The sequence below is a fragment of the Diaphorobacter limosus genome, assembly GCF_033100095.1.
Classification (GTDB): Bacteria; Pseudomonadota; Gammaproteobacteria; order Burkholderiales; family Burkholderiaceae_C; genus Alicycliphilus; species Alicycliphilus limosus.
Window position 1 is genome coordinate 1,226,269 of record NZ_CP136921.1, and the last position, 26,386, is coordinate 1,252,654.

The 26,386-nt window shown below is 65.0% G+C and carries 25 protein-coding genes and 2 pseudogenes; 14 read left to right on the forward strand and 13 right to left on the reverse strand.

What is annotated here, in order from left to right; all coding sequences use genetic code 11:
• Positions 1–22 precede the first annotated feature (22 nt).
• From hemF to P4826_RS05965, 3 genes are read right to left on the reverse strand one after another with little or no spacing between them, the layout of a single operon-like run.
• The gene (hemF, locus tag P4826_RS05955) at positions 23–973 is read right to left on the reverse strand and encodes an oxygen-dependent coproporphyrinogen oxidase (RefSeq protein WP_317702980.1); all 951 of its coding nucleotides are present in this window, start codon (positions 971–973) and stop codon (positions 23–25) included.
• The gene (gene purD / locus P4826_RS05960) at positions 973–2,256 is read right to left on the reverse strand and encodes a phosphoribosylamine--glycine ligase (protein WP_317702981.1); all 1,284 of its coding nucleotides are present in this window, start codon (positions 2,254–2,256) and stop codon (positions 973–975) included. The genes hemF and purD overlap by 1 nt, the downstream gene beginning before the upstream one ends.
• A gap of 18 nt (positions 2,257–2,274) precedes the next feature.
• Entirely contained in the window at positions 2,275–2,994 is a 720-nt protein-coding gene (locus tag P4826_RS05965; protein WP_317702982.1) for a YebC/PmpR family DNA-binding transcriptional regulator, read from the reverse strand.
• A gap of 71 nt (positions 2,995–3,065) precedes the next feature.
• On the opposite strand from P4826_RS05965, the gene P4826_RS05970 reads away from it, so the two are divergent.
• Positions 3,066–4,574 (forward strand): helicase HerA-like C-terminal domain-containing protein, encoded by a 1,509-nt coding sequence (locus P4826_RS05970; protein ID WP_317702983.1) that lies wholly within the window; start codon positions 3,066–3,068, stop codon positions 4,572–4,574.
• Between the two features lie 114 nt (positions 4,575–4,688).
• On the opposite strand, the gene P4826_RS05975 is transcribed toward P4826_RS05970, so the two are convergent.
• Positions 4,689–5,393 (reverse strand): YebC/PmpR family DNA-binding transcriptional regulator, encoded by a 705-nt coding sequence (locus P4826_RS05975; protein WP_317702984.1) that lies wholly within the window; start codon positions 5,391–5,393, stop codon positions 4,689–4,691.
• A 175-nt stretch (positions 5,394–5,568) separates the two neighbouring features.
• On the opposite strand from P4826_RS05975, the gene upp reads away from it, so the two are divergent.
• A complete protein-coding gene (gene upp / locus P4826_RS05980; protein ID WP_317702985.1) occupies positions 5,569–6,198 on the forward strand; it encodes a uracil phosphoribosyltransferase in 630 nt (209 codons plus the stop codon).
• A 52-nt stretch (positions 6,199–6,250) separates the two neighbouring features.
• Positions 6,251–7,663 (forward strand): cytochrome D1 domain-containing protein, encoded by a 1,413-nt coding sequence (locus tag P4826_RS05985; protein ID WP_317702986.1) that lies wholly within the window; start codon positions 6,251–6,253, stop codon positions 7,661–7,663.
• Between the two features lie 26 nt (positions 7,664–7,689).
• Here the strand turns inward: P4826_RS05985 and P4826_RS05990 are convergent.
• Positions 7,690–8,802 (reverse strand): annotated as a pseudogene (locus tag P4826_RS05990) (cytochrome D1 domain-containing protein); the annotation flags it as partial.
• 150 nt (positions 8,803–8,952) lie between these two features.
• Here P4826_RS05990 and P4826_RS05995 point away from each other — a divergent pair.
• Positions 8,953–10,431, forward strand: a complete 1,479-nt coding sequence (locus tag P4826_RS05995) for an IS5 family transposase (RefSeq protein ID WP_317702987.1) — start codon at positions 8,953–8,955, stop codon at positions 10,429–10,431.
• A gap of 277 nt (positions 10,432–10,708) precedes the next feature.
• Here the strand turns inward: P4826_RS05995 and P4826_RS06000 are convergent, their stop codons facing one another.
• The 4 genes from P4826_RS06000 to P4826_RS06015 all read right to left on the reverse strand — a co-directional run bounded on the left by P4826_RS06000 (position 10,709) and on the right by P4826_RS06015 (position 14,359).
• Positions 10,709–11,068, reverse strand: coding sequence for a cupredoxin domain-containing protein (locus P4826_RS06000; RefSeq protein ID WP_317702988.1), 360 nt, complete (start codon positions 11,066–11,068; stop codon positions 10,709–10,711).
• 23 nt (positions 11,069–11,091) lie between these two features.
• Complete coding sequence (locus P4826_RS06005) at positions 11,092–11,919, reverse strand: ethylbenzene dehydrogenase-related protein (RefSeq protein ID WP_317702989.1); 828 nt, start codon at positions 11,917–11,919, stop codon at positions 11,092–11,094.
• Positions 11,920–11,983: 64 nt separating this feature from the next.
• The gene (locus tag P4826_RS06010; RefSeq protein ID WP_317702990.1) at positions 11,984–12,577 is read right to left on the reverse strand and encodes a NapC/NirT family cytochrome c; all 594 of its coding nucleotides are present in this window, start codon (positions 12,575–12,577) and stop codon (positions 11,984–11,986) included.
• A gap of 93 nt (positions 12,578–12,670) precedes the next feature.
• Entirely contained in the window at positions 12,671–14,359 is a 1,689-nt protein-coding gene (locus P4826_RS06015; protein ID WP_486599135.1) for a cytochrome D1 domain-containing protein, read from the reverse strand.
• A 269-nt stretch (positions 14,360–14,628) separates the two neighbouring features.
• Here P4826_RS06015 and ccmA point away from each other — a divergent pair, with 269 nt between their 5' ends.
• The 10 genes from ccmA (at position 14,629) to P4826_RS06065 (ending at position 23,478) form a co-directional block, all read left to right on the forward strand.
• Positions 14,629–15,261 (forward strand): cytochrome c biogenesis heme-transporting ATPase CcmA, encoded by a 633-nt coding sequence (gene ccmA / locus P4826_RS06020; RefSeq protein WP_317702992.1) that lies wholly within the window; start codon positions 14,629–14,631, stop codon positions 15,259–15,261.
• The gene (gene ccmB / locus P4826_RS06025; RefSeq protein WP_317702993.1) at positions 15,258–15,965 is read left to right on the forward strand and encodes a heme exporter protein CcmB; all 708 of its coding nucleotides are present in this window, start codon (positions 15,258–15,260) and stop codon (positions 15,963–15,965) included. Before ccmA ends, ccmB begins: the two co-directional genes overlap by 4 nt.
• On the forward strand, positions 15,962–16,702 hold the full coding sequence (gene ccmC, locus P4826_RS06030; RefSeq protein WP_317702994.1) for a heme ABC transporter permease CcmC: 741 nt from the start codon (positions 15,962–15,964) through the stop codon (positions 16,700–16,702). The genes ccmB and ccmC overlap by 4 nt, the downstream gene beginning before the upstream one ends.
• Positions 16,703–16,721: 19 nt before the next feature.
• Positions 16,722–16,871, forward strand: coding sequence for a heme exporter protein CcmD (ccmD, locus tag P4826_RS06035; RefSeq protein WP_317702995.1), 150 nt, complete (start codon positions 16,722–16,724; stop codon positions 16,869–16,871).
• Entirely contained in the window at positions 16,868–17,305 is a 438-nt protein-coding gene (gene ccmE, locus P4826_RS06040; RefSeq protein ID WP_317702996.1) for a cytochrome c maturation protein CcmE, read from the forward strand. Before ccmD ends, ccmE begins: the two co-directional genes overlap by 4 nt.
• A gap of 2 nt (positions 17,306–17,307) precedes the next feature.
• Positions 17,308–19,275, forward strand: a complete 1,968-nt coding sequence (locus tag P4826_RS06045) for a heme lyase CcmF/NrfE family subunit (protein WP_317702997.1) — start codon at positions 17,308–17,310, stop codon at positions 19,273–19,275.
• Positions 19,272–19,799, forward strand: a complete 528-nt coding sequence (locus P4826_RS06050) for a DsbE family thiol:disulfide interchange protein (protein WP_317702998.1) — start codon at positions 19,272–19,274, stop codon at positions 19,797–19,799. The genes P4826_RS06045 and P4826_RS06050 overlap by 4 nt, the downstream gene beginning before the upstream one ends.
• Positions 19,796–20,275, forward strand: coding sequence for a cytochrome c-type biogenesis protein (locus tag P4826_RS06055; RefSeq protein WP_317702999.1), 480 nt, complete (start codon positions 19,796–19,798; stop codon positions 20,273–20,275). Before P4826_RS06050 ends, P4826_RS06055 begins: the two co-directional genes overlap by 4 nt.
• A complete protein-coding gene (gene ccmI / locus P4826_RS06060) occupies positions 20,272–21,132 on the forward strand; it encodes a c-type cytochrome biogenesis protein CcmI (protein WP_317703000.1) in 861 nt (286 codons plus the stop codon). The genes P4826_RS06055 and ccmI overlap by 4 nt, the downstream gene beginning before the upstream one ends.
• Positions 21,133–21,207: 75 nt before the next feature.
• Positions 21,208–23,478 carry a TonB-dependent hemoglobin/transferrin/lactoferrin family receptor gene (locus tag P4826_RS06065; protein ID WP_317703001.1) on the forward strand — a complete coding sequence of 757 codons (2,271 nt, stop codon included), beginning with the start codon at positions 21,208–21,210 and terminating at the stop codon, positions 23,476–23,478.
• Between the two features lie 36 nt (positions 23,479–23,514).
• Here P4826_RS06065 and kdpE read toward each other — a convergent pair whose 3' ends face one another.
• The 4 genes and pseudogenes from kdpE to P4826_RS06085 all read right to left on the reverse strand — a co-directional run bounded on the left by kdpE (position 23,515) and on the right by P4826_RS06085 (position 26,362).
• Positions 23,515–24,207 (reverse strand): two-component system response regulator KdpE, encoded by a 693-nt coding sequence (gene kdpE, locus P4826_RS06070; RefSeq protein ID WP_317703002.1) that lies wholly within the window; start codon positions 24,205–24,207, stop codon positions 23,515–23,517.
• Positions 24,204–24,530: pseudogene (locus P4826_RS06075) on the reverse strand (ATP-binding protein); the annotation flags it as partial. The pseudogene P4826_RS06075 and the gene kdpE, both read right to left, overlap by 4 nt.
• Positions 24,424–26,220, reverse strand: coding sequence for a DUF4118 domain-containing protein (locus P4826_RS06080; protein ID WP_425605232.1), 1,797 nt, complete (start codon positions 26,218–26,220; stop codon positions 24,424–24,426). The gene P4826_RS06080 and the pseudogene P4826_RS06075, both read right to left, overlap by 107 nt.
• On the reverse strand, positions 26,198–26,362 hold the full coding sequence (locus tag P4826_RS06085) for a hypothetical protein (protein ID WP_317703004.1): 165 nt from the start codon (positions 26,360–26,362) through the stop codon (positions 26,198–26,200). The genes P4826_RS06080 and P4826_RS06085 overlap by 23 nt, the downstream gene beginning before the upstream one ends.
• Positions 26,363–26,386 lie beyond the last annotated feature (24 nt).

Sequence of the window (26,386 nt, forward strand, 5' to 3'; positions counted from 1 at the left end):
GGGCAATATAGCGCGCGGGGGTTCAAAGCCAGTCGCGGCGTTGCAAAAAGCGTGCGGTAAGGTCAGCCTCGGGCGTGCCCGGCGCGTCCTCGCGCTGGTAGCTCCAGGCGGCCAACGGCGGCATGGACAGCAGAATGGATTCGGTGCGCCCGCCCGACTGCAGGCCGAAATGCGTGCCGCGATCCCACACCAGATTGAACTCCACGTAGCGGCCGCGGCGATAGAGCTGGAATTCGCGCTCGCGCGCGCCATGGGGCATGGCCTGGCGCCGCTGCACGATGGGCAGGTAGGCACCCAGGAAGGCGTCACCCACGCTCTGCGTCATGGCCAGGCTTTGCGCAAAGCCGAGCTCGGAAAAGTCATCGAAGAAGATACCGCCCACGCCGCGCTGCTCATTGCGGTGCTTCAGGTAGAAATACTCGTCGCACCAGGTCTTGAAACGCGGATACAGCCCGTCGCCAAACGGCGCCAGCGCATCACGGCAGGCGCGGTGAAAGGCCACCGCGTCCTCCTCGAAGCCGTAGTACGGTGTCAGATCCATGCCGCCGCCGAACCAGCAGGTGGGCGCCTGCCCGGGCAGGCCGGCGGCGATCATGCGCACGTTCATGTGCACCGTGGGCACATAGGGATTGCGCGGATGGAACACCAGCGACACGCCCATGGCCTCGAAGGGCGCACCTGCCAGCTCGGGCCGGTGCTGCGTGGCCGACGGCGGCAGGCTGGGGCCGCTGACATGCGAAAAACCACAGCCGGCGCGCTCGAATACACGCCCACCCTCCAGGATGCGCGTGATGCCGTCACCCTGCAGGGGCGAGCCTGGTTCACGCCTCCAGGCATCGCTGCGAAAGCGCACCCCGCCCTGCTCTGCCGGGCCTTCGATCTCCTCGAGCGCCGCTGTGATGCGTGACTGCAGGCCTTCCAGGTAGGCGCGCACCTGGGCCACATGGCCCGGCTGGTTCAATGCCTGATCCATCAACTGCCCTTCACGGCGCGGTAGCCAATGTCGCGGCGGTACTGCGCGCCATCGAAATAGATGCCGCGCGCCATGTCGTACACGCGCTGCTGCGCCTGCTTGACGTTGTCGGCCAGCGCCGTCACGCACAACACGCGGCCGCCGCTGGTGCGCAGCACGCCGCCCTCCAGCTGCGTGCCGGCGTGGAACACCATGGCATCGTCCTCATCCTGGGGCAGGCCGGTGATGGCGTCGCCCTTGCGCGGGCTGTCGGGGTAGCCATGCGCGGCCATGACCACGCCCAGCGCCGTGCGCCTGTCCCATTGCAGATCGACCTGGTCGAGCCTGCCGTCCACGGCCGCGCCCAGCACCTCGACCAGATCGCTCTTCAGGCGCATCAGGATGGGCTGGGTCTCGGGGTCGCCCATGCGGCAGTTGAACTCCAGCGTCTTTGGGTGACCCTGGGCGTCGATCATCAGGCCGGCGTACAGAAACCCGGTGTAGGGAATGCCGTCCTTCTCCATGCCGCGCACGGTGGGCAGGATGACCTCGCGCATGGCGCGCGCATGCACGTCGGCCGTTACCACCGGCGCGGGCGAATACGCCCCCATGCCGCCGGTGTTGGGGCCCTGGTCGCCGTCCTTCAGGCGCTTGTGATCCTGGCTGGTGGCCAGCGCGACGACGTTCTTGCCGTCGCACAGCACGATGAAACTGGCCTCTTCACCCTCGAGGAATTCCTCGATCACCACGCGCGCCCCGCCCTCGTTGTGCGCCACGCCGTACTTGTTGTCCACCAGCATGAAGTCCACGGCGTCGTGCGCCTCTTGCAGGCTGGTGGCCACGACCACGCCCTTGCCCGCCGCCAGGCCGTCGGCCTTGATGACGATGGGCGCGCCCAGGCGCTCTACATAGGCGTGCGCCGCCGCCGCGTCGGTGAAGGTGTCGTAGGCCGCCGTGGGAATGCCGTGGCGCTTCATGAAGTCCTTGGAAAAGGCCTTGGAGCTTTCCAGTTGCGCGGCCGCCCTTGTCGGCCCGAAGATGCGCAGGCCATGGGCACGGAATTCATCCACCACGCCGGCGGCCAGCGGTGCCTCGGGGCCGACCACGGTGAGCGCGACCTTGTTCGTCTGCGCCCATTCGCGCAGTGCCACCACATCGGTGATGGGCAGGTTTTCATACCGGGGCGACAGCGCCGTGCCGCCGTTGCCCGGCGCCACATAGACCTTGGTGGTCCTGGGGGACTGGCTGAGCTTCCAGGCCAGTGCGTGTTCCCGGCCGCCGCCGCCAATGACTAGGATTTTCATAGCTTGTAGTTCTCGCGCCTAGAGCTCGGCGTTGTGAAAGACATCTTGCACATCGTCCAGGTCTTCGATGATGTCCAGCAGCTTTTGCATGCGCGCCGCGTCGTCACCTTCAAGGGCGATGGTGTTCTCGGGACGCATGGTGACCTCGGCCACCTCGGCCGTCAGGCCCGCGGCCTCCAGGGCATTCTTCACGGCCTCGAAGTCGCCGGGCGCCGTGAGCACCTCGATGGCGCCCTCGTCGTCGGTGATCACGTCCTCGGCGCCGGCCTCCAGCGCCACTTCCATGACCTTGTCCTCATCCGTGCCGGGGGCAAAGACAAGCTGGCCCACATGCTTGAACTGGAAGGCCACCGAACCCTCGGTGCCCATGTTGCCGCCGTATTTGCTGAAGGCGTGGCGCACCTCGGCCACGGTGCGTACACGGTTGTCGGTCATGGTGTCCACGATGATGGCCGCGCCGCCTATGCCATAGCCCTCGTAGCGGATTTCCTCGTAATTGATGCCTTCGAGGGTGCCAGAGGCCTTGTCGATGTTGTACTTGATGCGGTCGGCCGGCATGTTGGCAGCCTTGGCCTTGTCGATGGCCAGGCGCAGGCGCGGATTGGCTGCCGCGTCGCCACCACCCTGACGGGCGGCGACCGTGATTTCACGAATGATGCGGGTCCAGATCTTGCCGCGCTTTTCGTCCTGGCGGCCCTTCCGATGCTGGATATTGGCCCATTTACTGTGTCCTGCCACTGCGGCGTCCTTTGAGTGATTTAATCTTGCGGCCGGGATTTTACTTTTGACTCACCCACCATATAACAGCCATGGCCGATCCGCTCCTGATTGCACAGCATGATTCCACCCAATGCCACCTGCTGCCGGGCCTGGCCAACCGCCACGGCCTGATCACCGGGGCCACCGGCACCGGCAAGACGGTCACGCTGCAAACCCTGGCCGAGCAGTTCTCGCGCATCGGCGTGCCGGTGTTCATGGCCGACGTGAAGGGCGACCTCACCGGCATCAGCCAGAAGGGCAGCGTGGGCGAGAAGCTCGCCAAGGTGCTGGCCGAGCGCGGTCTGCCACTGGCCGAGCCGATCGCCTGCCCCACCACGCTGTGGGATGTGTTCGGCGAACAGGGCCACCCGGTGCGCGCCACCATCTCCGACATGGGCCCGCTGCTGCTGGGGCGCATGCTGAACCTGAACGAGACACAGCTGGGCGTGCTCAACCTGGTGTTCAAGATTGCCGACGACAACGGCCTGCTGCTGCTGGACCTGAAAGACCTGCGCGCCATGCTGCAGTATGTGGGCGACAACGCCAAGGACTTCACCACCGAGTACGGCAACATCAGCAGCGCCAGCGTGGGCGCCATACAACGCGGCCTGCTGCAGATCGAAACGCAGGGCGGCGACCAGTTTTTTGGCGAGCCCATGCTCAACATCCAGGACTTCATGCAGACCGTGGATGGTCGCGGCGTGATCAACGTGCTGGCGGCCGACAAGCTCATGAACTCGCCGCGCCTCTATGCCACATTTTTGCTGTGGATGCTGTCCGAGCTGTTCGAGCAACTGCCCGAGATCGGCGACCCCGAACAGCCCAAACTGGTGTTCTTCTTCGACGAGGCGCACCTCTTGTTCAACGAGGCACCCAAGGTGCTCGTCGAGCGCATCGAGCTGGTGGTACGCCTGGTGCGCTCCAAGGGCGTGGGGGTGTATTTCGTCACGCAGAACCCACTGGACATTCCCGACAGCGTGCTGGCCCAGCTGGGCAACCGCGTGCAGCACGCGCTGCGGGCGTTTACGCCACGCGACCAGAAGGCCGTGAAGGCCACGGCCACCACCATGCGCCCCAAGGCGGGGCTGAACATCGAGGCCGCCATCACCGAGCTGGCCGTGGGCGAGGCCCTGGTGAGCTTTCTCGACCCCAAGGGCCGCCCCTGCGAGACCGAGCGCGTCTACGTGCTGCCGCCGGGCAGCCAGATCGGCCCCATCTCGGACACGCAGCGCCGCGCGTTGCTCGCCGGCTCGCTCGTCGCTGGCACCTACGACCAGAGCATCGACCGCGAGTCGGCCTACGAGAAGCTGCGCGGGCGCGCCGATGCCGCCGCCAGCAACACGGCCACGCCCCAGGGCAACGCGGAGACGCAGGGCGATGGCGGGCTGATGGGCGGGCTCAACGACGTGCTGTTTGGCAGCACCGGCCCGCGCGGCGGCAAAAAGGACGGCCTGGTGCAGACCATGGCCAAGTCCGCCGTGCGCACCATGGGCACCAGCCTGGGCAAGGAGATACTGCGCGGCGTGCTGGGCGGCATTTTTGGTGGCAGGAAGCGCTGAAACCCCAAGCCAAAACGGCCTGCAGCGCCCATGAATAAAGCGCCAGCAGCTATTATTTATATAGCTACGGGCGCTTGTTTCAAGCCCGTCTGCGGGCCATGCGACCGACGGGTTTCAGTCCACCAGGCCGACGTACACGTTCTGCACGTCGTCGTTGTTCTCTAGGCCCGCCAGGAAGGCCTGCACCTCTTCCTGCGCCTCGGGCGCCAGGCCGGCCATGCTGACCGGGTTCCTGGCCTTGTAGCCGAGCTTGGCCGACAGCACCTTGAAGCCAAAACCGGGCAGCGCCTTGGCCACCGCGTCCAGGTCGGTCGGGTCGGTCAGGAACAGGGTCTGGCCCTCCTCCTCGCCCGGCTCGAAATCCTGGGCGCCGGCCTCTATGGCGGCCACCTCGGCATCGGCGCCGGACTGCTCGTGCTCGGCCTCGATCATGCCCACATGGTCAAAGTCCCAGGCCACGGCGCTCATCTGGCCCTTGCGAAAGCACACGCGCATCTCGGGCGCGGTGCGGTTCACGTTGTCGGTCAGGCACTCCACCATCACTGGCACCTGGTGCGGGGCAAAGCCTTCGTAGATCACACGCTCGTAGTTCACGGAGTCGCTGCCCACGCCGGAGCCCTTCTTGATGGCGCGCTCGAGTGTGTCCTTGGGCATGGAGGCCTTGCGCGCCGCCTCGACCGCCAGGCGCAGGCGCGAATTACCGGCCGGGTCGGCACCCGCGCGTGCGGCCACGATGATTTCCTTGACCAGCTTGCCAAAAAGCTTGCCCTTGGCATCGGCGACCAGCGCCTTGCCTTTTGCCTTCCATTGCGCGCCCATAGCTGTAAATTCCTTGGTTGAATGCCCACAAAAAAAGCGGCCTGCGCCGCAGCGGGCGAGTGTAAACCCGCCTTGCACGGCGGCATGCCGGGTGAAATCACCTGCGGCCCACACGGCTGCGGCAAAATTTCCGCTTTCTGATCCTCATTTCTCAATTTCCAAGAGGCAGCCGCTCATGAGCAACGTCCACGTCATCACCCACCCCCTGGTGCAGCACAAGCTGACCCTGATGCGCAAGAAGGACGCCAGCACCAACAGCTTTCGCCGCCTGCTGGGCGAACTCTCCACGCTGATGGCCTACGAGGTCACGCGCGACATGCCACTGCAAGAAGTGCAGATCCAGACCCCGCTGGAGACCATGACCGCCAAGGTGATCGATGGCAAGAAGCTGGTGCTGGTCTCCATCCTGCGCGCCGGCAACGGCTTTCTGGACGGCATGCTCAACGTGGTGCCCGGCGCGCGCATAGGCCATATCGGCCTGTACCGCGACCCGACGACGCTGCAGCCTGTGGAGTACTACTTCAAGATGCCATCCGAGATGGCCGAGCGCGACGTCATCGTCGTCGATCCCATGCTCGCCACCGGCAACTCGGCCGCCGCGGCCGTGGAGCGCATCAAGCAACTGCGGCCGCGCTCCATCAAGTTCGTCTGCCTGCTGGCCGCGCCGGAGGGCGTGGCCACGCTGCAAAAGGCCCACCCCGATGTGCCCATCTTCACCGCAGCCATCGACCGCGAGCTCAATGACCATGGCTACATACTGCCCGGCCTGGGCGACGCGGGCGATCGCATCTTTGGCACCAAGTAAGACAACGCCACCGGCATGGCGCCCGCCATGGATCTTTGCCAGGGTCTTTGCAATGCACCTTGATCGCCTTTCCCGCCGCGTTGCACGGGCAGGCTGCGCCACGGCCCTGGTGCTGGCGGCCCACCTGCCGGCCGCCGCCGAAGGCGCTGCCACAACGCCTCTGTCCACTTGCGCCAGCTGCGACACGGCGGCGCTGACGGACGCCGACATCCAAACCTCGCGCCAGGTATGGCATGCGCCGGGCAGCCTGCCGGACAAACCCATGCCGGTCTTCCAGGGCGTGGACATGTTGAACCTGTTCATCGTGGTCGAATCCGGCAGCCAGCATGTCACGGTGCTCGATGGCGATCGATTCGAGCCTCTGCACCGTTTTGCACTGCACCGGGCTCTGCAAGGGGCGCCCCGGTTCAGCCCCGACGGACGCTTTGCGTACTTCCTGTCGTCCGAGGGCTGGGTCACCCAACTCGATCTCTGGAACCTGCAAGCCGTGGCCGAGGTGCGGGCCGGCCAGGACAGCCGCAGCCTGGCCATATCCGGCAATGGCAAATACCTGGCCGTGGCCAACCAGCGACCGCACAAGCTGGTGCTGCTCGACGCCGAGCTAAACCTGCTCAAGGCGCATCCGGCCCTGAACCAACAGCGCACGCGAAGCTCGCCCATCCTGTCCGTGCACGATGCCGCACCACGCAGGAGCTTTGTCGCGGTGCTCCAGGATGTGCCCGAGATCTGGGAGATCAGCTACAACCCTGCTGCAGACGACGTGCCGATAGGCATGATCCATGACTTCCTCTACAAGGAGGGCGCGTTCATACCAGGGTTCCTCAACCCGCGCCGCAGCGTCCTGCCCGAGCCCATGGGCCAGGTCTTCTTCACGCCAAGCCACCACGAGCTGCTGGGCATGAGCCGCCAGGGCGGCAAGAGCCAGGTCATTCATCTGGACGTGCGCAAGACGATCGCCAGCCTGCAGCTGTCCGACATGCCAGCATCCGGCGCTGCTGCCACCTGGAACTACCGTCCGGCGCCTGGCACACCGGAGCGCAGCGTGATGGCCCTGCCCAGCCCCGGCGATGGCCTGGTCAGGTTGCTTGATCTGGAAAGCTGGGCCACGCTCAAAACCGTCCCCATGCCGGGGCCAGGCCGGCTCATGCGCAGCCACGAAGGCGCACCCCATGTCTGGATGATCCAGGCACCCACCAGCAACGGCGCAGGCGCCCTGCAACTGCTGGACAAGCACAAGCTGGAGCATGTGGCCAGCATCCACACCGACCTCGGCAAGGATCTGGCGCATGTGGCCTTCAGCCGCGACGGCCGATATGCGCTGGCCAGTCTGCGCGAGCGCAAGGCCGATGGCGGCGCGGTGATCGTCTTTGACACCGCCACCCTCAAGGAGATCAAGCGCATCCCCATGGACGGGCCCGTCGGGGCGTACAACCTGCACAACCAGATCGCACGCCCCGAGCCCTGAATACCGACGCGCGGTAGGGAGGTCGGTCAGTACACGTCGTGCTGCGTGTTGTGCATGTTGAACTTGCCGGTCGGCGTGATCAGGCGCGGATCCTTGATCACGGTCTTGAGCTGCAAGGTCTTGTCATCCACCACGACAATGGCCGAGGCCTTGTCCTTGGCCGACCAGACAGAGAACCACACCTCGTCGCCCGCCCTGTTGTACTCGGGCTGTACGACGCGCTTGGCGCCGCCATCTTCGGGCAAGCCGGCCCACTGGCCGATCGGCAGAACCTTGTAGCCTTTGTCCAGTTGGTTGATGTCATACACCGCAATCGATTGGAAAAGCCCGGCATCCGGGTTCAACGGCGTATCCACATACAAATGCCTGGACTTGGGGTGGCTCTTGAGGAACAGTGACCCGCCGCCCTGCCCCTTGAGCGTCTGCACCACCTTGAAGGCATGCTGCTTGTTCTTGACCGGATCGGTACCTATCAGGGACACGGTTTCATCTCCCAGATGGCCCGTGGACCATACCGGGCCGTACTTGGGGTGCTTGAAGTTGGCACCACGCCCGGGGTGCGGAATCTTGCCCACATCGACCACCGCCGCCACGGTATCGGTCTTGGAGTCGATGACGCCAATCTTGTTGCTCTGGTTGGCGGCCACCATGAAGTAGCGCTTGGTCGAATCCCAACCCCCATCGTGCAGGTAGCGCGCCACCCCCACTTCGGTGAGCTTCAGCGCCTTCATGTCGGAATAGTCGACCATGATGGTCTTGCCCGTTTCCCTGACGTTCACGATGAACTCGGGCCTGTGCAGCGACGCCACGATGGAGGCCACGCGCGGCTCGGGATGGTATTCCTGCGTGTCCTCGGTCATGCCACGGGTGGCGACGATTTTCAAAGGCTCCAGCGTGTCGCCATTCATGATCACGAACTGGGGCGGCCAGTAGGCGCCGGCAATGGCCAGCTTGTCCTCGTAGCCCTTGAACTTCGAGGTCTCGACCGAGCGCGCCTCCAGGCCGATGCGGATCTCGGCCACATTGGCCGGCGTTTCCATCCACATGTCGATCATGTTCACGCGACCATCACGGCCGATGACGAACAGATAACGCCCGGACGCGGACACACGAGAAATATGCACCGCGTACGCCCTTCTGCTCCTGCGCCGAGGCGGCCAGTGCAATCGTCGATAGTCGGCCCTGCAAAACTCAGCCAGCCCCCATAAACACTGGGTTTGCGCTGTTTCACCGACAGCTCCATCCCCCGAGAATCAATTCACCAGCCATTGATTTCTGAGAGTTTTGTGATGCCCCAGCCCGGTCAAACCGCCGACTTCTTCCGCCAACCACTGGCCGAGATGATCGACCTGCACCACCCGCTGGCGGTGCTCGCCAGCCGCCTGCCCTGGGCACAGATCGAGGCAGCGCTGGCACCGCACTTTGCTCGCCAGGCACGCGAGGGCCGTGCAGTGGCACAAGACGACCTGTTTGGCCCTTCTGTGCAAGTGGCTGGCGGCGCAGTCGCCGCCGCAGGCCGTCCGCGCCTGCCCATCCGCCTGATGGCCAGCCTGCTGTACCTCAAGCACGCCAACAAGCTCAGCGACGAGGAGCTGGTGCAGCGCTGGGCGGAGAACGTGGTCTGGCAGCACTTCAGCGGCATGCGCTTCTACGAACCACGCCTGCCGTGTGACGCCACGCAGATCGGACGCTTTCGTACAGCGATTGGCGAGGCCGGCGTGGAAGAACTGCTCAAGGCCACCATCGACACGGCCGTCACATCCAGGGCCATCGGGCCCGCCGAGTTCGAGCGGTTGATCGTGGACACCACGGTGCAGGAGAAGGCCATTGCCCACCCGGTGGACCCACGCCTGCTGGAGATCGCCCGCCACAAGGTGGTGATCGCCGCCAAGCGGGCGGGCATTGCCCTGAAGCAGACCTTTGTGCGCGAAGGCAAGGCCTTGCGGCGCAAGGCCGGCGGCTACGCCCATGCCAAGCAGTTCAAGCGGCTCAAGAAGACCGTCAAGCGCCAGCGCACCATCCTCGGCATCGTGTTGCGCGAGGTGGGGCGCAAGATCAAGCAGATGCCTCAAGTGCCGGCCGAGGCGCTGACCGCCCTGCACGATCTGATGCAGCGCGCCGAGCGCATCCGCACCCAGCAACCCAAAGACAAGAACAAGCTGTATGCCATGCACGCACCGGAGGTCGAGTGCATTGGCAAGGGCAAGGCCAGGAAACCTTACGAGTTCGGCGTGAAGGTCAGCGTGGCGGTAACGCACAGGCAAGGGCTGATGGTGGGCGCACGCAGCTTTACCGGCAACCCCTATGACGGCCACACCTTGGCCGAGCAACTCGAGCAGGTAACGATCCTGACCGAAGACACGGGCCGCAGCCCCAAGCAGGTGATCGTCGATCTGGGCTTCAGAGGGGTGGATGCACACAACCCGGGCGTTGAAATCATCCACCGGGGCAAGTTCAAAAGCCTCACCTCAGCGCATCGGCGCTGGCTCAAGAGAAGGCAAGCGGTAGAGCCTGCGATAGGGCACTTGAAACACGACAACGGCATGGATCGGTGCTGGCTCAAGGGATCCATGGGCGATGCGTTGCACGCGGTGCTGTGCGCAGCCGGCTACAACATCCGCTGGCTGCTGCGGGCGATCGTGCGTTTGGGCCTCAAGGGGCTTTTTGCGCCCCTGCTCGCACGACTGTGGATCTGGGCTGCGGCGCTGGCTATGGCCACGCAGGCGCGCAGAACCCGCTGTGGATTGCTGGGTTGGATGTTGCGGTGAATTTTGCAGGGCCGACTCGATAGCAGGACTGCCGCGACACGCGTGAGTCGATGGCTTTTTATGTAATGTCTCCACGGATGATGTTGTGTGATCGGCCCCTGACAAGGCCAAGGTCTCGCGTGCCGTCATCGCCGGCCACCAGACCCTTGCCAATATAGGAAGGCCAGGACATCGCAGGCTGACCTGCATCAACCCGGAAAAACAACTGTGCGTCCTGAAGACTTTTGCCGCCTGCGCCTGTAGCGGCCAGAGGCAGTATGCAAAAACTGCGCTGTGGCTACGGCGCCACCACCTCCACCACACCCTTCATTTCCGGGTGCGGCCCGCAGGAATATGGATACCGTCCGGGTGCCTCGAATCGGCGCTGCCAGACATCCTGGGGGAAGAGCCGTTCGGACTCACCACCCTGCTCGGCAGAAAACAGCACCGAATGGCTGGTGCGCTTTTCCTGATTCGTCCAACGCACCGTATCCCCGGAGCGAATCCGAACCTCTGCCGGCTCAAAACGGTAGTTCTGAATAATCACATCCACAGTCTGGTGCGCAGACAGGGACAAAGGCATGGCGGCAACGACAAAAAAGGCAAGCGCCGCGCGTGACGGCACCTGCCTTCTGGTTGTGCTGACCGAGAAGCGCATGCTCTCAAGCCATGGGACGTTGATTACTGCTTGACAGCCTTCACGTCGCCGTCAGCGCCCACGCCCAGGGTGTAGCCCAGGGAGACATGGTGGAAGCGTCCGGTGGAGTGGTCGGCGTGGATGGCCAGGCCGAACGGCACCGTCTTGCCCTCGCCGGGGTTCTTGCGCGTGAAGGTGACGGTGTAGGTGTCACCGCTCTTGCCGCCCTCGGCCGTCGCGCCCAGCGAGCCGCCTTCCATCTTGCGCTCCGTGGTCACGGTGCCGTTGGCCACCTTGGCGCCCTTGGCGCTCTTCCACTGCATCAGCTCATAGGCACCGCTCTTGGTGTACTTGGTCTTCTTGTCGTCTGCGCCAGGCATGGTGCGCGCATCGTTGTGGCAGGAAGCCCAGCAGCCGGCCTGGTTAGCCAGCTGCACCTGCGCATCCGGGAACATCATGGTGGCCTTGACCTCGTTGTCCTTGTCGCTCTGGTCGGCACCGCCGCCGGGCGCCTTGAAGGTCAGACGGATGTAGAGGTTGCTGGCGTCATAGGCGGCCTGCACGGCCACCGGATACATCATGGTCTTGGGGGCGCCCTTGGGCTCCATGTCCTTGCCAGCCAGACGCTTCATGTCGAAGTTCAGCGTGCCCTTTTCCTCGTGGCAGCCAACGCAGGTTTCGCCCTTCTTCAGGCCGGCCGTGCCGCTGTGGTCAGACTTCTTGCCCACCCACTCCATTGGCGAAACCGCAGGGTGGAACACGTTGACATCGCGCTTGGGCACCTTGCCCCAGTCAGGTGCGGCAAAGGCTGCCTGTGTACCCACAGCCAGCAGCGAACCCAAAAGCATCATCGAAAGGGTAGATTTTTTCATCGGTCACTCCTAGTAGATGTTCTGCAGGCGGCCGCCCCCCACCGGAACTGGCCGCCATCCAAGCTTACAGATCTTCGTCCTCGTCTTCCTTCATGCCCTTGGGCTTGTTATGCGCAATCCCCTTATGGCAGTCGATGCAGGTCTGCTTTTCATCCTGCGCGATCTTGTGCATCTTGGCCCCGCGTGCCTTCTGCTTGTCGGTGTCCATGCCCTCGAAGCTGTGGCAGTTGCGGCATTCGCGCGAGTCGGCCGCCTTCATGCGCGCCCATTCTCGTTCGGCCAAGACCAGGCGTTTCGCCTCAAACTTCTCCGGCGTGTCGATGGTTCCGGTGAGCTTGCCCCACACCTCGCGGCTGGCCTGGATCTTGCGGATCATCTTGTGCGTCCAGTCCTTGGGCACATGACAGTCCGAACACATGGCACGCACACCAGTGCGGTTGCTGTAGTGAATTGTCTTTTTGTATTCCTGATAGACGTTGTCGTGCATCTCATGGCAAGAGATACAGAAATCCATCGTGTTGGTCGCCTCCATCCCGGTGTTGAAACCACCCCAGAACAGAATGCCAGAGATAAAACCCGTCGCCAACAACCCGATCAGCGAGTATTTGGCACTCGGTTTTTTCAGTTTGGCCCACAGGCTTGCAAGTTTTCCAGCCATCAAACTCTCCGCACTTGATTATTTTTGCATTGGAGACGCGTAAATCGAGGGGCTTTCGCCCCTCGATTGTTGCCTCAGATCAAGGCTTCTGCATCAATAGATGTCGTGCTGCGTGTTGTACACGTTGAACTTGCCGGTGGGCGTGATCATCTTGGGATCGGTGATCACCTTCTTCACCTTCAGAGTCGCATCGTCGTACACCACGATGGCCGACTGGTCGGTCTTGCCGCCCCACAGGGAGATCCAGACTTCCTTGCCATCCTTGGAGTACTCGGGGTGCACGGCGCGCTTGACCGCCTTGGTCTCCGGCAGGCCGGCGTCCTTGGCAACATGCAGAACCGCCTTGGGCTTGGACAGGTCGGCCAGATCCCACACCGTCACGGATTCGGCCAGATCCTTTTCAGGGTTCTGCGCCGAGTCGGCCCACAGGTGCTTGGACACGGGATGGGTCTTCACGAACAGGTTACCCGGCACATGCTTGACTTCCTGCACAACCTTCCAGTTGTACTGCTTGAACTGCTTGTGCTTGGCATTCTCCGAAGGCGTGGAGATCAGCGTCACGACATCTGCGCCCAGGTGACCGGTAGCCCAGACGGGGCCGTACTTCGGGTGCGTGAAGTTGGCGCCGCGACCCGGGTGGGGAATCTTGGCCACATCGACCAGGGCAGCCAGCGTGCCCTTCTTGGTGTCCACCGCGGCAATCTTGTTCGATGCATTGGCAGCCACCAGGAAGTAGCGCTTGCTCGCATCCCAACCACCGTCATGCAGGAACTTGGCAGAACCAATGGTGGTCGTCTTCAGGTTCTCGATGTCCGTGTAGTCCACCAGCAGGATCTGGCCGGTTTCCTTGATGTTCACCACCCATTCCGGCTTGATGAACGAGGACACGATGGACGCCACACGCGGTTCCGGGTGGTAGTCGCCGTCAACCGTCACGCCGCGGGTGGAGACGACCTTCAGCGGCTTCAGGGTGTCGCCTTCCATGATGGTGTACTGAGGCGGCCAGTAGCCACCGGCGATTGCATACTTGTCCTCGAAGCCCTTGAACTTGGAGGTATCGATGGAGCGTGCATCAAAGGCGATCTTGACCTCGGCCACGACCGCCGGCGTTTCCATCCACAGGTCGATCAGGGACACACGGCCATCACGGCCGATCACATAAACGTAGCGCCCGGAAGCCGACAGACGCGAGATATGCACCGCGTAGCCGGTCTTGACGATGCTCTTGATTTCCTTGGTGTCACCGTCAATCAGAGCCACCTCACCGGTGTCGCGCAGCGTGACCGAGAAGACATTGCTCAGGTTGATCTTGTTCATCTGCTTGGTCGGACGCTTGTCGACCGGCACGATGACGTTCCAGCTGTCAAGCTGATCCTTCAGGCTGAACTCGGGCGGCACGTCCGGAGTGTTCTGGATATACCGTGCCATCAGGTTCAGCTCTTCCTTGGTCAGGATGTCGTCGAAGTTGACCATGCCGCCATCGGTTCCGTAGCCGATGATCCGCTCCAGGCGACCCGTGCCCAGTGCGAGAGTGCCGCCCTCGGTCTTCTTGCCGTCCTTTTCGACCTTGGACCAATGCGGCTCAAGGTTCTTGCCCGTAGCCCCCTTGCGCAGCACGCCGTGGCAGCCGGCGCAACGCTCGAAGTAGATCTTCTTGGCCGCCTCTTTCTCAGCGGCCGTCATGGCAGGCGCTTCGATCTTGGCGTCTTGAGCCATTGCAGGTACTGCAAGGCCGGAGAGCATCACTGCAGCTGCGATGCTCGACAGGCGGGGAAATTTCATCTTCTTTACTCCATTGGTTTCTTGCAGCCAATCCACCCTCTCAGGCAGTTTTGAAACCCGGCGACGGCCACAACAAGTCGATCCGAGTAAGCCCATTATGTTTGTGCAGTTACTTAAATCCTTGACCTAAGCCAAAAGAGCATGTGGTATGCATCAAAACGTTGACGAATGTGCACACAATTCAGGCATTGCCAAAACTTGGCGATATGCGCATCAGTCATGCGCAGCCATTCACGTAAGATGCGTGCTTGTGACGTGGAAACAACAAATTGAAATCAGGTTCGATTCTTGCCTTTACTGACCTCGGTTGCAGCAAGGGGGGGCGGCAGCTGTTCAAGGGCGTCCATTGCACAGTTCCGGCAGGGCGCTGGCTGCATGTGGCAGGAGCCAATGGCATAGGCAAGACCAGCTTGCTGCGCATGCTGTGCGGGCTGTCCCCCATTGAATCGGGCGACATCCTCTGGAACGGGCAGTCCATACGCATGCAACGCGGCAGCTTTCAACGCGATCTGAGCTACCTGGGGCATCTCAACGGCCTGCAGGAATCAATGACCGTGCAGGAAAACCTGGCATTCGCCACCGCCTTACGCGGGCACGCCCCCGACGTCAAGGCAGTCGCTGCGACGCTCGCGCGCTTCGGTGTCGGCGGACGTGGCGGGCAACTGGTGCGCCATCTGTCACAGGGGCAAAAGCGCCGCGTAGCGCTGGCGCGACTGTCCCTGAGCCCGGCACGCCTGTGGGTGCTCGACGAGCCCTTTGTGGCCATGGATGACTCGGGCATCAGCATGCTCTCCGACCTGATAGCCGGGCACCTGGCGCAGGGCGGCATCACCGTGCTGACCAGCCACCAAAGGGTCGACATAGGCCAGGTGCCGGCCCAGATCCTGGAGTTGCGCGCATGAAGCCCCCCCCTTCCCCTGTCCCCAAGCCGTTGGGGTTGGGCGCCATCATGCTGGCGGTACTGCGCCGCGAAATTGCCCTGGCCATGCGACAAAAGGGCGAGGTGCTGACGCCGCTGGTGTTTTTCATCGTCATTGCCAGCCTGTTTCCGCTGGGCGTGGGGCCAGAATCGGCGCTGTTGCTGCGCATGGCGCCGGGCGTGCTGTGGGTCAGCGCGCTGCTGGCAGCCATGCTGTCGCTGCAGCGCATGTTTGCCAGCGACTACGCCGATGGTTCGCTGGAGCAAATGCTGCTGTCGTCCACCCCGCTGGCCCTGCTGGTCGCGGCCAAGGCACTGTCGCATTTTTTGCTGTCCGGCTTGCCGCTGGTGCTGGTGGCACCGGTATTGGGACTGCAGTTTGGGCTGGACGGCCCGGCACTGGGCATTCTGATGCTGTCCCTGCTGCTGGGCACTCCCACACTGAGCCTGATTGGCAGCATAGGAGCGTCGCTGACCTTGGGTGTGCGCGGCGCAGGGGTACTGTTGTCGTTGCTAATATTGCCGCTCTACATCCCCGTGCTGATCTTTGGTGCAGGTGCCGTGGAGGCCTACGCCTCCGGCCTGGGACCTGGCGGACACCTGTCCCTGCTTGCGGCGCTGCTGGTGCTCGCGCTGTTCTTTGCCCCCCTCGCCACCACGGCCGCCCTGAAAATTTCCCTCGAATGAAAACACCTGGCATTCAATGGTTCAAGTACGCCTCGCCGCAGAACTTTTACTTTCTGGCCGGCAAGCTCTGGCCCTGGTTCGCGGGCCTGGCCGCCGTACTGACCCTGGTCGGCCTGTGGATCGCCTTCTTTGTCGCACCCACCGATGCACAGCAGGGACAGGGCTATCGCATCATCTTCGTGCATGTGCCGACATCGCAGATGTCGATGTTCATCTACATCGTCATGGCCGGCTGGGCGGCCATCGGCCTGGCGTTCAATACGCGCCTGTCGGGCATGATGGCCAGCGCCCTGGCGCCCACGGGTGCCCTGTTCGCATTCCTGTCGCTGGTAACGGGCTCGCTGTGGGGCAAGCCGATGTGGGGTACCTGGTGGGTATGGGATGCACGACTCACGTCGGAACTGATCCTGCTGTTCCTGTACCTGGGTTTTCTGGCGCTGCAGTCCAGCATCGACGACCCGCGCCGTGCCGACAAGGCCTGCGCCGTGCTGGCGCTGGTAGGCGTGGTGAACGTGCCCATCATCTATTTCTCTGTCGTCTGGTGGAACACTTTGCACCAGGGCGCATCAGTATCCATGACCCGCGCGCCCTCGATGGCGGCCCCCATGCTCTGGGGCATGCTGATCATGGTGGTGGCCTTCTGGATGTACGCAGTCGCCGCCGCCCTGGCGCGGGTGCGCAACATCATTCTTGAGCGGGAACGACATACCGAGTGGGTACGACATGCAGTGGAATAGTGTTTCGGAATTTTTTGCCATGGGCGGCTACGCCTTTTATGTCTGGGGCAGCTTCGGCGCCACGGCCCTGGTGATGGCCGTGGAGTCACTGCTGATCCGCGGCCGGCGCAAGCAGATGCAGCAAAGCCTGCGCGCCGAACTTCATCACCCCACCGAGTTGCACACATGAAACCCCGTCACAAACGCGCCGCCATCATTGCCGGTGGCCTGGCCGCCATCTCGCTGGCTGCTTTCCTGGTGCTCAACGCCTTTGAAAGCAACCTGGTGTTCTTCTTCAGCCCCAGCCAGGTGGCCGCGGGCGAGGCGCCCAAGAACCGCACCTTCCGCGTGGGCGGCATGGTCAAGGAGGGTTCGATTGATCGCAAGGACTTGACCGTTTCCTTCATCGTCACCGACACGGCCCAGGAAATGAAGGTCAGCTACACCGGCATCCTTCCGGATCTGTTCCGCGAGGGCAAGGGCGTGGTGGCACAGGGCAAGCTGAGTGAGGACGGCCTGTTCACGGCTTCCGAGGTACTGGCCAAGCATGATGAGAACTACATGCCGCCCGAGGCACAGCACGCGGTTGACGAGGCCCAGAAGACCATCAAGACGCTGCAGTAACCATGATTCCAGAACTAGGGCATTTCTCGCTCATCCTTTCCCTTTTCGTGGCACTGGTGCTGGGGCTGTTGAGCCTCATCGGCGCTCACCAGGGGCGCCGTGACTGGGTTGTGCTGGCACGGCCCGCAACGCAGGCGCTGTGGCTGCTCACGGCCCTTGCCTATGGCTGCCTGACCTACGCCTTCTACAGCAACGACTTCTCGGTCGTGTATGTGGTGCAGCATTCCAACTCCCAACTGCCGGACATCTACCGCATCGCCGGCGTCTGGGGCGGGCATGAGGGTTCGCTGCTGCTGTGGCATTTCATGCTGACCAGCTGGATGCTGGCGGTGTCGCTGTTCTCGCGCCAGTTGCCCGATGCCATGGTGGCGCGGGTGCTGGGTGTGCTCGGCCTGGTGGCGGTGGGTTTCCTGGTGTTCATGCTGTTCACCTCCAACCCCTTCCTGCGGCTGGCCGACGCGCCCGCCGACGGGCGTGACCTGAACCCGCTGCTGCAAGACCCGGGCCTGGTGTTCCACCCGCCCATGCTCTACATGGGTTACGTCGGCCTGGCCATTCCCTTCGCCTTTGCCATCGCCGCGCTGCTCAATGGCCGTCTGGACGCCGCCTGGGCGCGCTGGTCGCGCCCCTGGGCCACGGCGGCCTGGATTTTCCTCACGCTGGGCATAGCCCTGGGTTCCTGGTGGGCCTACTACGAGCTGGGCTGGGGCGGCTGGTGGTTCTGGGATCCGGTGGAGAACGCCTCCTTCCTGCCCTGGCTGGTGAGTGCGGCGCTGATCCACTCCCTGGCGGTGACGGAAAAGCGCGGCCTGTTTCGCAACTGGACCATCGTGCTGGCGATCACGGCCTTCTCGTTGAGCCTGCTGGGCACCTTCCTGGTGCGTTCGGGGGTGCTGACCTCGGTGCATGCCTTCGCCACGGATCCGCGACGCGGCGTGTTCATCCTGATCTTCCTGTGCGTCGTGGTGGGCGGCTCGCTCACGCTGTTTGCCATGCGCGCGGGCAAGGTGCGCTCGGGAGGCACGTTCACGCTGATGTCGCGCGAGACCTTTTTGCTGTTCAACAACGTGCTGCTGACCACCGCCGCGGCCTCGGTTTTGCTGGGCACGCTGTATCCGCTGATCGTGGATGCGCTCAACCTGGGCAAGCTTTCCGTGGGCCCGCCCTACTTCAATGCTGTCTTCGTGCCCATCATGGTGCCGGTGCTGCTGTTCATGGTGGTGGGCACCGCTGCGCGCTGGAAAAGCGACGACCTCATGGATCTGGCGCGCAAACTTGGCATCAGCGCCCTGGCGGCTCTGGTGCTGGGCTGCAGCCTGCCGCTGCTGGCCGGCCCCTGGTCGGCCCCGGCGGCGCTGGGCCTGAGCCTGGCGCTGTGGATCGTTCTGTCCTCGCTGCAGCAGATCTACCGGCAGTTGCGCGGCACGGCCAACTGGCGCGCCACGCCCTGGTCCTTCTGGGGCATGCACATGGCGCATATCGGTATCGCCGTCAGCGTGATTGGCGTGACCATGGTCACGAGCTACGAAACCGAGAAAGACGTGCGCATGGGCCTGGGCGACACCGTCGCCGTGGGCGGCTACACCTTCAGGCTCACGGGCATCCGCGAGGCCGAGGGCCCGAACTACCGCGCCGATGTCGGCGATGTACAGCTGATGCGTGACGGCCAGCTGCTGCGCACGCTGCACCCCGAAAAGCGCACCTATTTCTCCTCTGCCATGCCCATGACCGAAGCGGCCATTGACACCGGCCTGACGCGCGACGTCTATGTATCGCTGGGCGAGCGCCTGGAGGGCGGCGAGCACCCCGCCTGGGCCGTGCGCGTGTACTACAAGCCCTTTGTCAGCTGGATCTGGGGCGGCGGTCTGCTGATGGCCCTGGGCGGCACGCTGGCGGCGCTGGATCGCCGTTACCGCAGCAAGCGCGTCCGCGCCACCGCGGGCGCCGGCATCGGAGGAGCCACGGCATGAAGAAAAAGGCTCTCATCCCGCTGGCCCTGTTTCTGGTGCTGGCGGTGTTTCTGGCGATTGGCCTGACACGCGACCCCCGGGTCGTGCCCTCGCCACTGATCGGCAAGGACGCACCCCAGTTCACGGCCCCCGTCCTAGCCAGCCCCGAGAAAACCTTTGCCCTGCAGGACATGCGCGGCAAGGTCTGGCTGCTCAACGTCTGGGCGTCCTGGTGCACGGCCTGCTTGCAGGAGCACCCGGTGCTGGTGGACTACGCCAGGCGCAAGGACATCCCCCTCGTCGGCCTGGCCTATAAGGACAAGCCGGCCGACAGCATCAAGTGGCTGCAGCGCAAGGGTGACCCCTACGACTTCACGGTTGTAGACCAGGACGGCCGCATCGGCATCGACTTCGGGGTCTACGGCGTGCCCGAGACCTTTCTGATCGACCAGGCCGGCAAGATCCGCTTCAAGCAGATCGGCCCGGTGACCGTGGAGGCTCTGGAGAAGCAAATCCTGCCCCTGATCCGGGAGCTGCAGAAATGAGACTCTGGTTCGCCCTGCTGCTGGCGCTGCAATGCGCCCTTGCCGGCCTTGCCGCGCAGGCCAACGAAGCCCAGCCCCTGGCCGAAGACCCGGTGGTGGAAAAGCGCATGGTCGCCATCTCCGCGGAGCTGCGCTGCCTGGTGTGCCAGAACGAATCGCTGGCCGGCTCGCGCGCCGACCTGGCGCTGGACTTGAAGCGCGAGATCCGCGGCCTGATCAAGGCCGGCAAGAGCGATGCCGAGATCATGGACTTCATGGTCAGCCGCTACGGCGACTTCGTGCGCTACCGCCCGCCCGTCAACCCCGTCACCTGGCTGCTGTGGTTCGGCCCCTTCGTGCTGCTGGCAGGCGCTGCATACGGCCTGGTACGCATGGTGCGCGGCAACCAGCGCAGCAACGCCGCAACACCCACACTCGACGAGGCCCAGCGCGCCAAGGCGCAGTCTCTTCTCCAGGACACCGACAAGCTCCCATGACCATCTTCATTGCCATCATTGCGGCCCTGACCCTGCTGGCCGTGCTGGCGCTGGTACGCCCCTTGCTGCGGCCCAGGTCATACGAAAGTGTTTCCAGCCAGCGCCTGAACGCCACCATCTACAAGGATCAGCTCGCCGCGCTCGACCGCGACCTGGCCAGCGGCGCCATCAACCCCGCCGACCATGAGACCACGCGCGACGAGCTGCAATTGCGTTTGCTCGACGACACCGCCGCGCCCGACGCACCCGCCGGCAACCCTGGCACAGGCTTCTGGAGCGGGCGCCGCACGGCGGCCCTGATCGCCGTCCTGCTGCCACTGCTCTCCGTGGGCACGTACCGCTGGATCGGTGACCCGGCGGCACTCACCCCTGGCGCGACGCAGGAGGCCGCGCGGCTGCAGATCACGCAAATGGTCGAGTCGCTCGAAGCCAAGCTCAAGGCCGAGCCCAACAACCCGCAGGGCTGGGCCATGCTGGCGCGCTCGTACAAGGTCATGGGCCGCCTGGATGAGGCCGAGCAGGCCTACGAGAAGGCCACCGACGCCATTCGCACCCACCCCGACCTGCTGGTGGACTTTGCCGAACTGCTGGCCATGAAGGCCCAGCACCGCATGGACGGCCGTCCCGAAGAGCTGGTGCGTCAGGCGCTGGCCATAGACCCCGAGCATCCCAGCGCGCTGATGATGTCCGGCGTCGTGGCCTACCAGCGCAGCGACTTCGACGGCGCCGTCCGGGACTGGGAAAAGCTCCTGGCCCTGCTGGAACCCGGCTCGGAGGACGCGAAGATGACCCAGGAGAACCTGGACGACGCGCGCGCCCAGAGCGCCTTGACCAAGGCACAAAAGAACCGCCCCTGAGCCCGGCACACCAAAGTCTTTCAACCCGGCCCACGGAACGCCAGCCACCCCGCATCCCCCCATAGTCACCAGCCCATGAACACCCACTGCCCCGACCACCCTGCCCCGCGCACCCTGCCCCTTCTTGTGTCGCTCGCCTGCCTGGGCATGCTGGGCGCTGCGCAGGCGCAGCCAGGGCCGCAGGCCCATGCCACGCTGCCGACGGTGGTGGTCAGCAGCACCCAGAACAACCTGCTGGCCGACGACCTGCCGCTGAGCGCCGACGTCATCGAGGGCCAGAACCTGAGCGACCAGCAGACCCGCACCCTGCGCCAGGCGCTGCAGGATCTGCCCAACACCTCGGTGCGCAGCTCGCCCACGCGCCTGGCCGTCAGCGCCGGCTCGGCGGCGTTTGCGCGCGACGGCAACATGGGCATCAACATCCGCGGCCTGGGCGGCAACCGGGTGTTGATGACGGTGGACGGCATACGCATGCCGCGCAGCTATGTGTCGCGCGCCGCCATGTTCGACCGCGAATACCTGTCGCTGGAGCTGTTCAAGCGCGTGGACGTGATCCGCGGCCCGGCCTCGGCACAGTACGGTGGCGATGGCATGGCCGGCGTGGTGAACTTCGTCACGCACGACCCGATGGACTTTCTCAAGACCGAGGAAGGCCAGGCGCCCAGGACCCTGGGCGGGCGCGTGGCCGCGGGCTGGAGCGAGGACGACCATGGCTACTACGCCGCCGGCACCGTTGCCGCCAAGGCCAGCGACAGCCTGCAGTGGATGCTGACGGCCACGGGCCGCCAGTCCCACGCACTGGACAACATGGGCAGCAACGACGCGCCCAATAGCACCCGCACCCGCCCAGACCCCACGGACAACCGCGACGCATCGGTGCTCGGCAAGGTGGTGCTGCGCCCGAGCAAGCTGCAGCGCCATGTCTTCACCTTCGAGCACACGCGCAAGACATCGGACATCGACCTGCTCTCCAGCCGCGCCGCCGGCGCGCCGGCCAGGCCCACCGATGTCCTCGATGAGTACGCCGACACACGCATCGAGCGCGACCGCCTGACCTGGGACGCGCGCTTTGGCGTCAACACCGACTGGGCCGACCACCTGCGCACGGTGGTGGCCATGCAGGACTCCAGCTCCCGCCGAGTGGGTAACAGCTTTTTGCGCAACGGCGTACACCGGGTGCGCGACAACAGCTACAAAGAGCATAGCTGGCAACTGGGTCTTCAGGCCGACAAGGTGCTGCGCCACGGCGACTGGTCACACCGCATCGTCTACGGCCTGGACCATGTGCGCAGCAAGATCACCAACCTGTACGACGGCCAGGCGCCGCTGCCGCCCGAGAGCTTCCCGCTCAAGCGCTTTCCGGACACGCGCCAGACCAGCAGCGGGCTGTATGTACAGGATGAGACGGTGTATGGCGACTGGACCATCACGCCCGGGTTGCGCATAGACCACTTCGCCATCGACGTGACCAGCCAGAACCTGTACTACCCGCCTGCCCCCCAGCCCGGCAAGTCGCTGTCGGGCTCCGCAGCCCTGCCCAAGCTGGGCGTGCTGTACCGTGCCACGCCCGCATGGAGTGTTTTTGGCCAGTACGCCACGGGCTACCGCGCGCCCGACGCGGGCCAGGTGAATGACCGCTTCGAGGCCGTGGCCCTGGGCGTGACCAACATCATCATCGCCAACCCCGACCTCAAGCCCGAGCGCAGCCGCGGGGTTGAGCTGGGCGTGCGCGGGCGCTTCGACCGCCTGAGCGTGGATCTGGTCGGCTTTGCCAACCGCTACTCCAACCTCATCGAAGACGCCCGCCTGATCCAGAAAACCGCCACGCAGCAGACCTTCCAGGCCGTGAACATCGCGCGCGCGCGCATCCACGGTTTCGAGCTCAAGGGCGGCTACGACTGGGGCAGCGTCGGCCCCGGGCGACTGCACAACACCTTCGCCTATGGCCAGGCACGGGGTACCGACAAGACCACCGACCAGCCGCTGAACTCCATCACCCCGATGCAGATTGCCCTGGGCCTGCGCTACGACACCGCGCCCTGGAGCGTGTACGCCGACCTGCGCCACTACGCGGCCAAGAAGGACAAGGACATCGACCTGGTCTCCATCGGCAACAACAAGGCCGGCACCACCCAATTTGCCACGCCATCTGCCACCACGCTCGACCTGGGTGCGCAATGGCGCATCACCAAGGCCGTGCGCGTCAACCTGGCACTGAACAACCTCACCAACCGCAAATACTGGATCTGGCCCGACGTCTATGGCCAGCCGGCCGCGTCCACCACCATCGACGCCTACACCCAGCCAGGGCGCAACGCGCGCGTATCGCTGGTGGCCGATTTCTGACGTCGCTCCCGGGCATTGGCGCCCAATTGACCCGGGCTACTCGGACATGACAAAGCGGTAGCCCACGCCGGCTTCGGTCAGCAGGTGGCGCGGGCGCGACGGGTCGGCCTCGATCTTCTTACGCAGATTGGCCATGTGCACGCGCACATAGTGGCTGTCCTCGCTGTGGCCCGGGCCCCAGATGGCCTGCAGCAGTTGCAAATGCGTCAGCACGCGGCCGCCATGCTGCGCCAGATGCACCAGCAGGCGGTATTCGATGGGTGTCAGGTGCAGTGCGTCGCCGGCGTGGGTGACGCTGCGCTTGACCAGATCCACCACCACGTCGCCAAACGCAATCTGCGGCGCGCCATCGGCGGTGCGATCCTGCCAGCGGCGCAGCTGCGCGCGCACGCGCGCCAGCAGCTCGCCGGCGCCAAAGGGCTTGACCAGGTAGTCGTCGGCCCCGGCGTCCAGGGCAGCGATCTTGTCCTCTTCGCTGCTGCGCGCCGACAGCACGATCACCGGCGCCTGTGACCAGGCGCGCAGGTCGCGGATCAGGTCGATGCCGTCGCCATCGGGCAGGCCCAGGTCCAGCACCAGCATGTCGGGGCGGCGCGTGCCGGCCTCGATCAGGCCGCGCTCAAGGCTGGCGGCCTCGAACACCTCGTAGCCCTCGGCGGCCAGGGTCAGGCGCACGAAGCGGCGGATATTGGCCTCGTCCTCGACGATCAGGATGCGTGGTTCGTTCAAGGCATCGCATTGTCGGGCAGCACTGCCGCCTGGCTGCCATCGTCCTGCGGCGGCTCGCCGCGCGGCAAGGTGATGACGAAGCGCGCGCCCGCCACGCGCCCATCGACGATGCGGTTCTCGCCATGCATGCGGCCGCCGTGGGCCTGCACGATGGCGCGGCAGATCGCCAGGCCCACGCCGGGCGCGGCCGCCTCCTTGCTGCCGCGCTCAAACTTTTCAAACACCGCCTCCTCCCTGCCGGGCGGCAGGCCGGGGCCCTCGTCGTCCACGGTGATGCGCACGGCCTCGCCCTGCAGTTCGGCGGCAATCTGTAGCGGCGTGGCCGCCGGCGTGTACTTGACGGCGTTTTCCAGCAGGTTCACCAGCACGCACTCGAACTGGGCCGCGTCCAGGTGCAGCAGCGGCACCTCGGGGGCCAGGCGCACCGCCACGTCGCGGCCCTGCAAACTCGGCGCGCAGGCCGGCGGTGAGCTGCCCAATCACCAGCGCCACCACCAGCATCACGGCAAAGGTGATGAGGTATTGCACGTCGCTGACGTTGAAGGACATGCGCGGCGGCACGAAGAAAAAGTCGAACATGGCCACGCCCAGCAGCGCCGCCAGCGTGGCCGGCCCGCGTCCAAAGAGCAGCGCCACGCCCACCACCGACAGCAGGAACAGCATGACGATGTTGGTCAGCTCCAGCACGCCGTGCAGCGCCCCGGCCAGCAGCGCCGCCAGGGCGCAGGCACCGGTGGCGGCGAGGTAACCCGGCCAGTACGGCTTCTTGGCCCGCGCGTCGGCAGGGCGCTGGCGCCCATGCGCTTTGGGGGGCAGCGGCACCTGCAACACATCCATGTCCGGGGTCAGGTCGGCCAGGCGCTCGGTCATCGACAGGCGCCAGCGCCTGCGCCCCTGGCGCCGGCCCAGCACCAGGCGCGAGAGGTTGTGTTCGCGCGCATAGCGCACCAGCGCCTGCGCCACGCCTATGCCCGTGGGCGTGGCCGTACGCGCGCCCAGGTCTTGCGCCAGTTTCAGCGCGCGCAGCGCCTGCTGGCGCGCCGCCGGATCGACCCGCTGCTGCGCCGGCGCATCGACGAACACCGCATGCCAGGGCAGATCGGACTGCGTGGCCAGGCGCGCCGTGCTGCGCACCACCGCCTCGCCGCCTTCACCCGGGCCGATGCAGGCCAGCAGCGCATCGCGCGTGGCCCATACCGGCTGGCCCAGCGCGCCGCCCTGGGCCGCGCGGCGCCAGTCCTGCATCTGCGTGTCCACCCGGTCGGCGGTGCGGCGCAGCGCCAGCTCGCGCAGCGCGATCAGGTTGCCCTTGCGAAAGAAATTGGCCGCCGCCTGCTGCGCCTGCTCCGGCACATAGACCTTGCCCGCGGCCAGCCGCGCCAGCAGCTCATCGGGCGGCAGATCCACCACCACCTCCTCCTCGGCGGCGTCGAACAGGGTGTCGGGCACCGTCTCCCAGACGCGCACGCCGGTGATGCCGCCAACCACGTCGTTCAGGCCCTCCAGGTGCTGCACGTTCATCGTGCTCCAGACGTCGATGCCGGCGGCGAGCAGATCCTGCACGTCCTGCCAGCGCTTGGGGTGGCGCGAGCCCGGGGCATTGCTGTGCGCCAGTTCGTCGAGCAGCACCAGCGGCGGCTCGGCCTGGACCCCACTCGCCCCACCCGCGTGGGCAGCGCCAAAGGCCAGCGCCGCGTCCAGGTCGAACTCCTTGAGCACGCGATCGCGGTAGGGCACCTCCTTGAGCGCCAACAGCGGCAGACCGGCCAGCAGCGCCTCGGTCTCGGCGCGACCATGGGTTTCCACCAGGCCGACGACCAGGCTGCTCCCCTGCGCCCGCGCCGCGTGGGCGGCGCTGAGCATGGCGTAGGTCTTGCCCACACCGGCCGATGCGCCAAAGAAAATCTTCAAACGCCCGCGCCGCGCCTGCGCCTCCTGCTGCTGCACGCGCGCCAGCAGTGCGTCGGGGTCGGGGCGCAGGTCGTCGGCGTCAACGGGGTGGGTGCTGGTCATGGTCTATGGTATGCGCGACTTCATTGCCTGCGCGGGCATCGCTGCGCCTGCGCACCAGCCAACGCGCCAGCGCCAGCGGCAGCACGACCACCGCCAGCGCCAATGCGGCGGCCAGCATGTCACGCCAGCTCTGCATATCCATGGCACGCTCCTTTTCACTATTTGT

Coding starts and splice junctions, on each gene's coding strand:
- P4826_RS05995 (WP_317702987.1), top strand. CDS start 8,953: ATGCCCCAGCCCGGTCAAACCGCCGACTTCTTCCGCCAACCACTGGCC.
- ccmC (WP_317702994.1), top strand. CDS start 15,962: ATGAAAACACCTGGCATTCAATGGTTCAAGTACGCCTCGCCGCAGAAC.
- P4826_RS06080 (WP_425605232.1), bottom strand. CDS start 26,220: ATGACCAGCACCCACCCCGTTGACGCCGACGACCTGCGCCCCGACCCC.
- ccmI (WP_317703000.1), top strand. CDS start 20,272: ATGACCATCTTCATTGCCATCATTGCGGCCCTGACCCTGCTGGCCGTG.
- P4826_RS06005 (WP_317702989.1), bottom strand. CDS start 11,919: ATGAAAAAATCTACCCTTTCGATGATGCTTTTGGGTTCGCTGCTGGCT.
- P4826_RS05970 (WP_317702983.1), top strand. CDS start 3,066: ATGGCCGATCCGCTCCTGATTGCACAGCATGATTCCACCCAATGCCAC.
- hemF (WP_317702980.1), bottom strand. CDS start 973: ATGGATCAGGCATTGAACCAGCCGGGCCATGTGGCCCAGGTGCGCGCC.
- P4826_RS05985 (WP_317702986.1), top strand. CDS start 6,251: ATGCACCTTGATCGCCTTTCCCGCCGCGTTGCACGGGCAGGCTGCGCC.
- P4826_RS06055 (WP_317702999.1), top strand. CDS start 19,796: ATGAGACTCTGGTTCGCCCTGCTGCTGGCGCTGCAATGCGCCCTTGCC.
- ccmB (WP_317702993.1), top strand. CDS start 15,258: ATGAAGCCCCCCCCTTCCCCTGTCCCCAAGCCGTTGGGGTTGGGCGCC.
- purD (WP_317702981.1), bottom strand. CDS start 2,256: ATGAAAATCCTAGTCATTGGCGGCGGCGGCCGGGAACACGCACTGGCC.
- P4826_RS06085 (WP_317703004.1), bottom strand. CDS start 26,362: ATGGATATGCAGAGCTGGCGTGACATGCTGGCCGCCGCATTGGCGCTG.
- ccmE (WP_317702996.1), top strand. CDS start 16,868: ATGAAACCCCGTCACAAACGCGCCGCCATCATTGCCGGTGGCCTGGCC.
- P4826_RS06010 (WP_317702990.1), bottom strand. CDS start 12,577: ATGGCTGGAAAACTTGCAAGCCTGTGGGCCAAACTGAAAAAACCGAGT.
- P4826_RS05975 (WP_317702984.1), bottom strand. CDS start 5,393: ATGGGCGCGCAATGGAAGGCAAAAGGCAAGGCGCTGGTCGCCGATGCC.
- upp (WP_317702985.1), top strand. CDS start 5,569: ATGAGCAACGTCCACGTCATCACCCACCCCCTGGTGCAGCACAAGCTG.
- P4826_RS06065 (WP_317703001.1), top strand. CDS start 21,208: ATGAACACCCACTGCCCCGACCACCCTGCCCCGCGCACCCTGCCCCTT.
- P4826_RS06050 (WP_317702998.1), top strand. CDS start 19,272: ATGAAGAAAAAGGCTCTCATCCCGCTGGCCCTGTTTCTGGTGCTGGCG.
- P4826_RS06015 (WP_486599135.1), bottom strand. CDS start 14,359: ATGAAATTTCCCCGCCTGTCGAGCATCGCAGCTGCAGTGATGCTCTCC.
- P4826_RS06045 (WP_317702997.1), top strand. CDS start 17,308: ATGATTCCAGAACTAGGGCATTTCTCGCTCATCCTTTCCCTTTTCGTG.
- ccmD (WP_317702995.1), top strand. CDS start 16,722: ATGGGCGGCTACGCCTTTTATGTCTGGGGCAGCTTCGGCGCCACGGCC.
- P4826_RS06000 (WP_317702988.1), bottom strand. CDS start 11,068: ATGCGCTTCTCGGTCAGCACAACCAGAAGGCAGGTGCCGTCACGCGCG.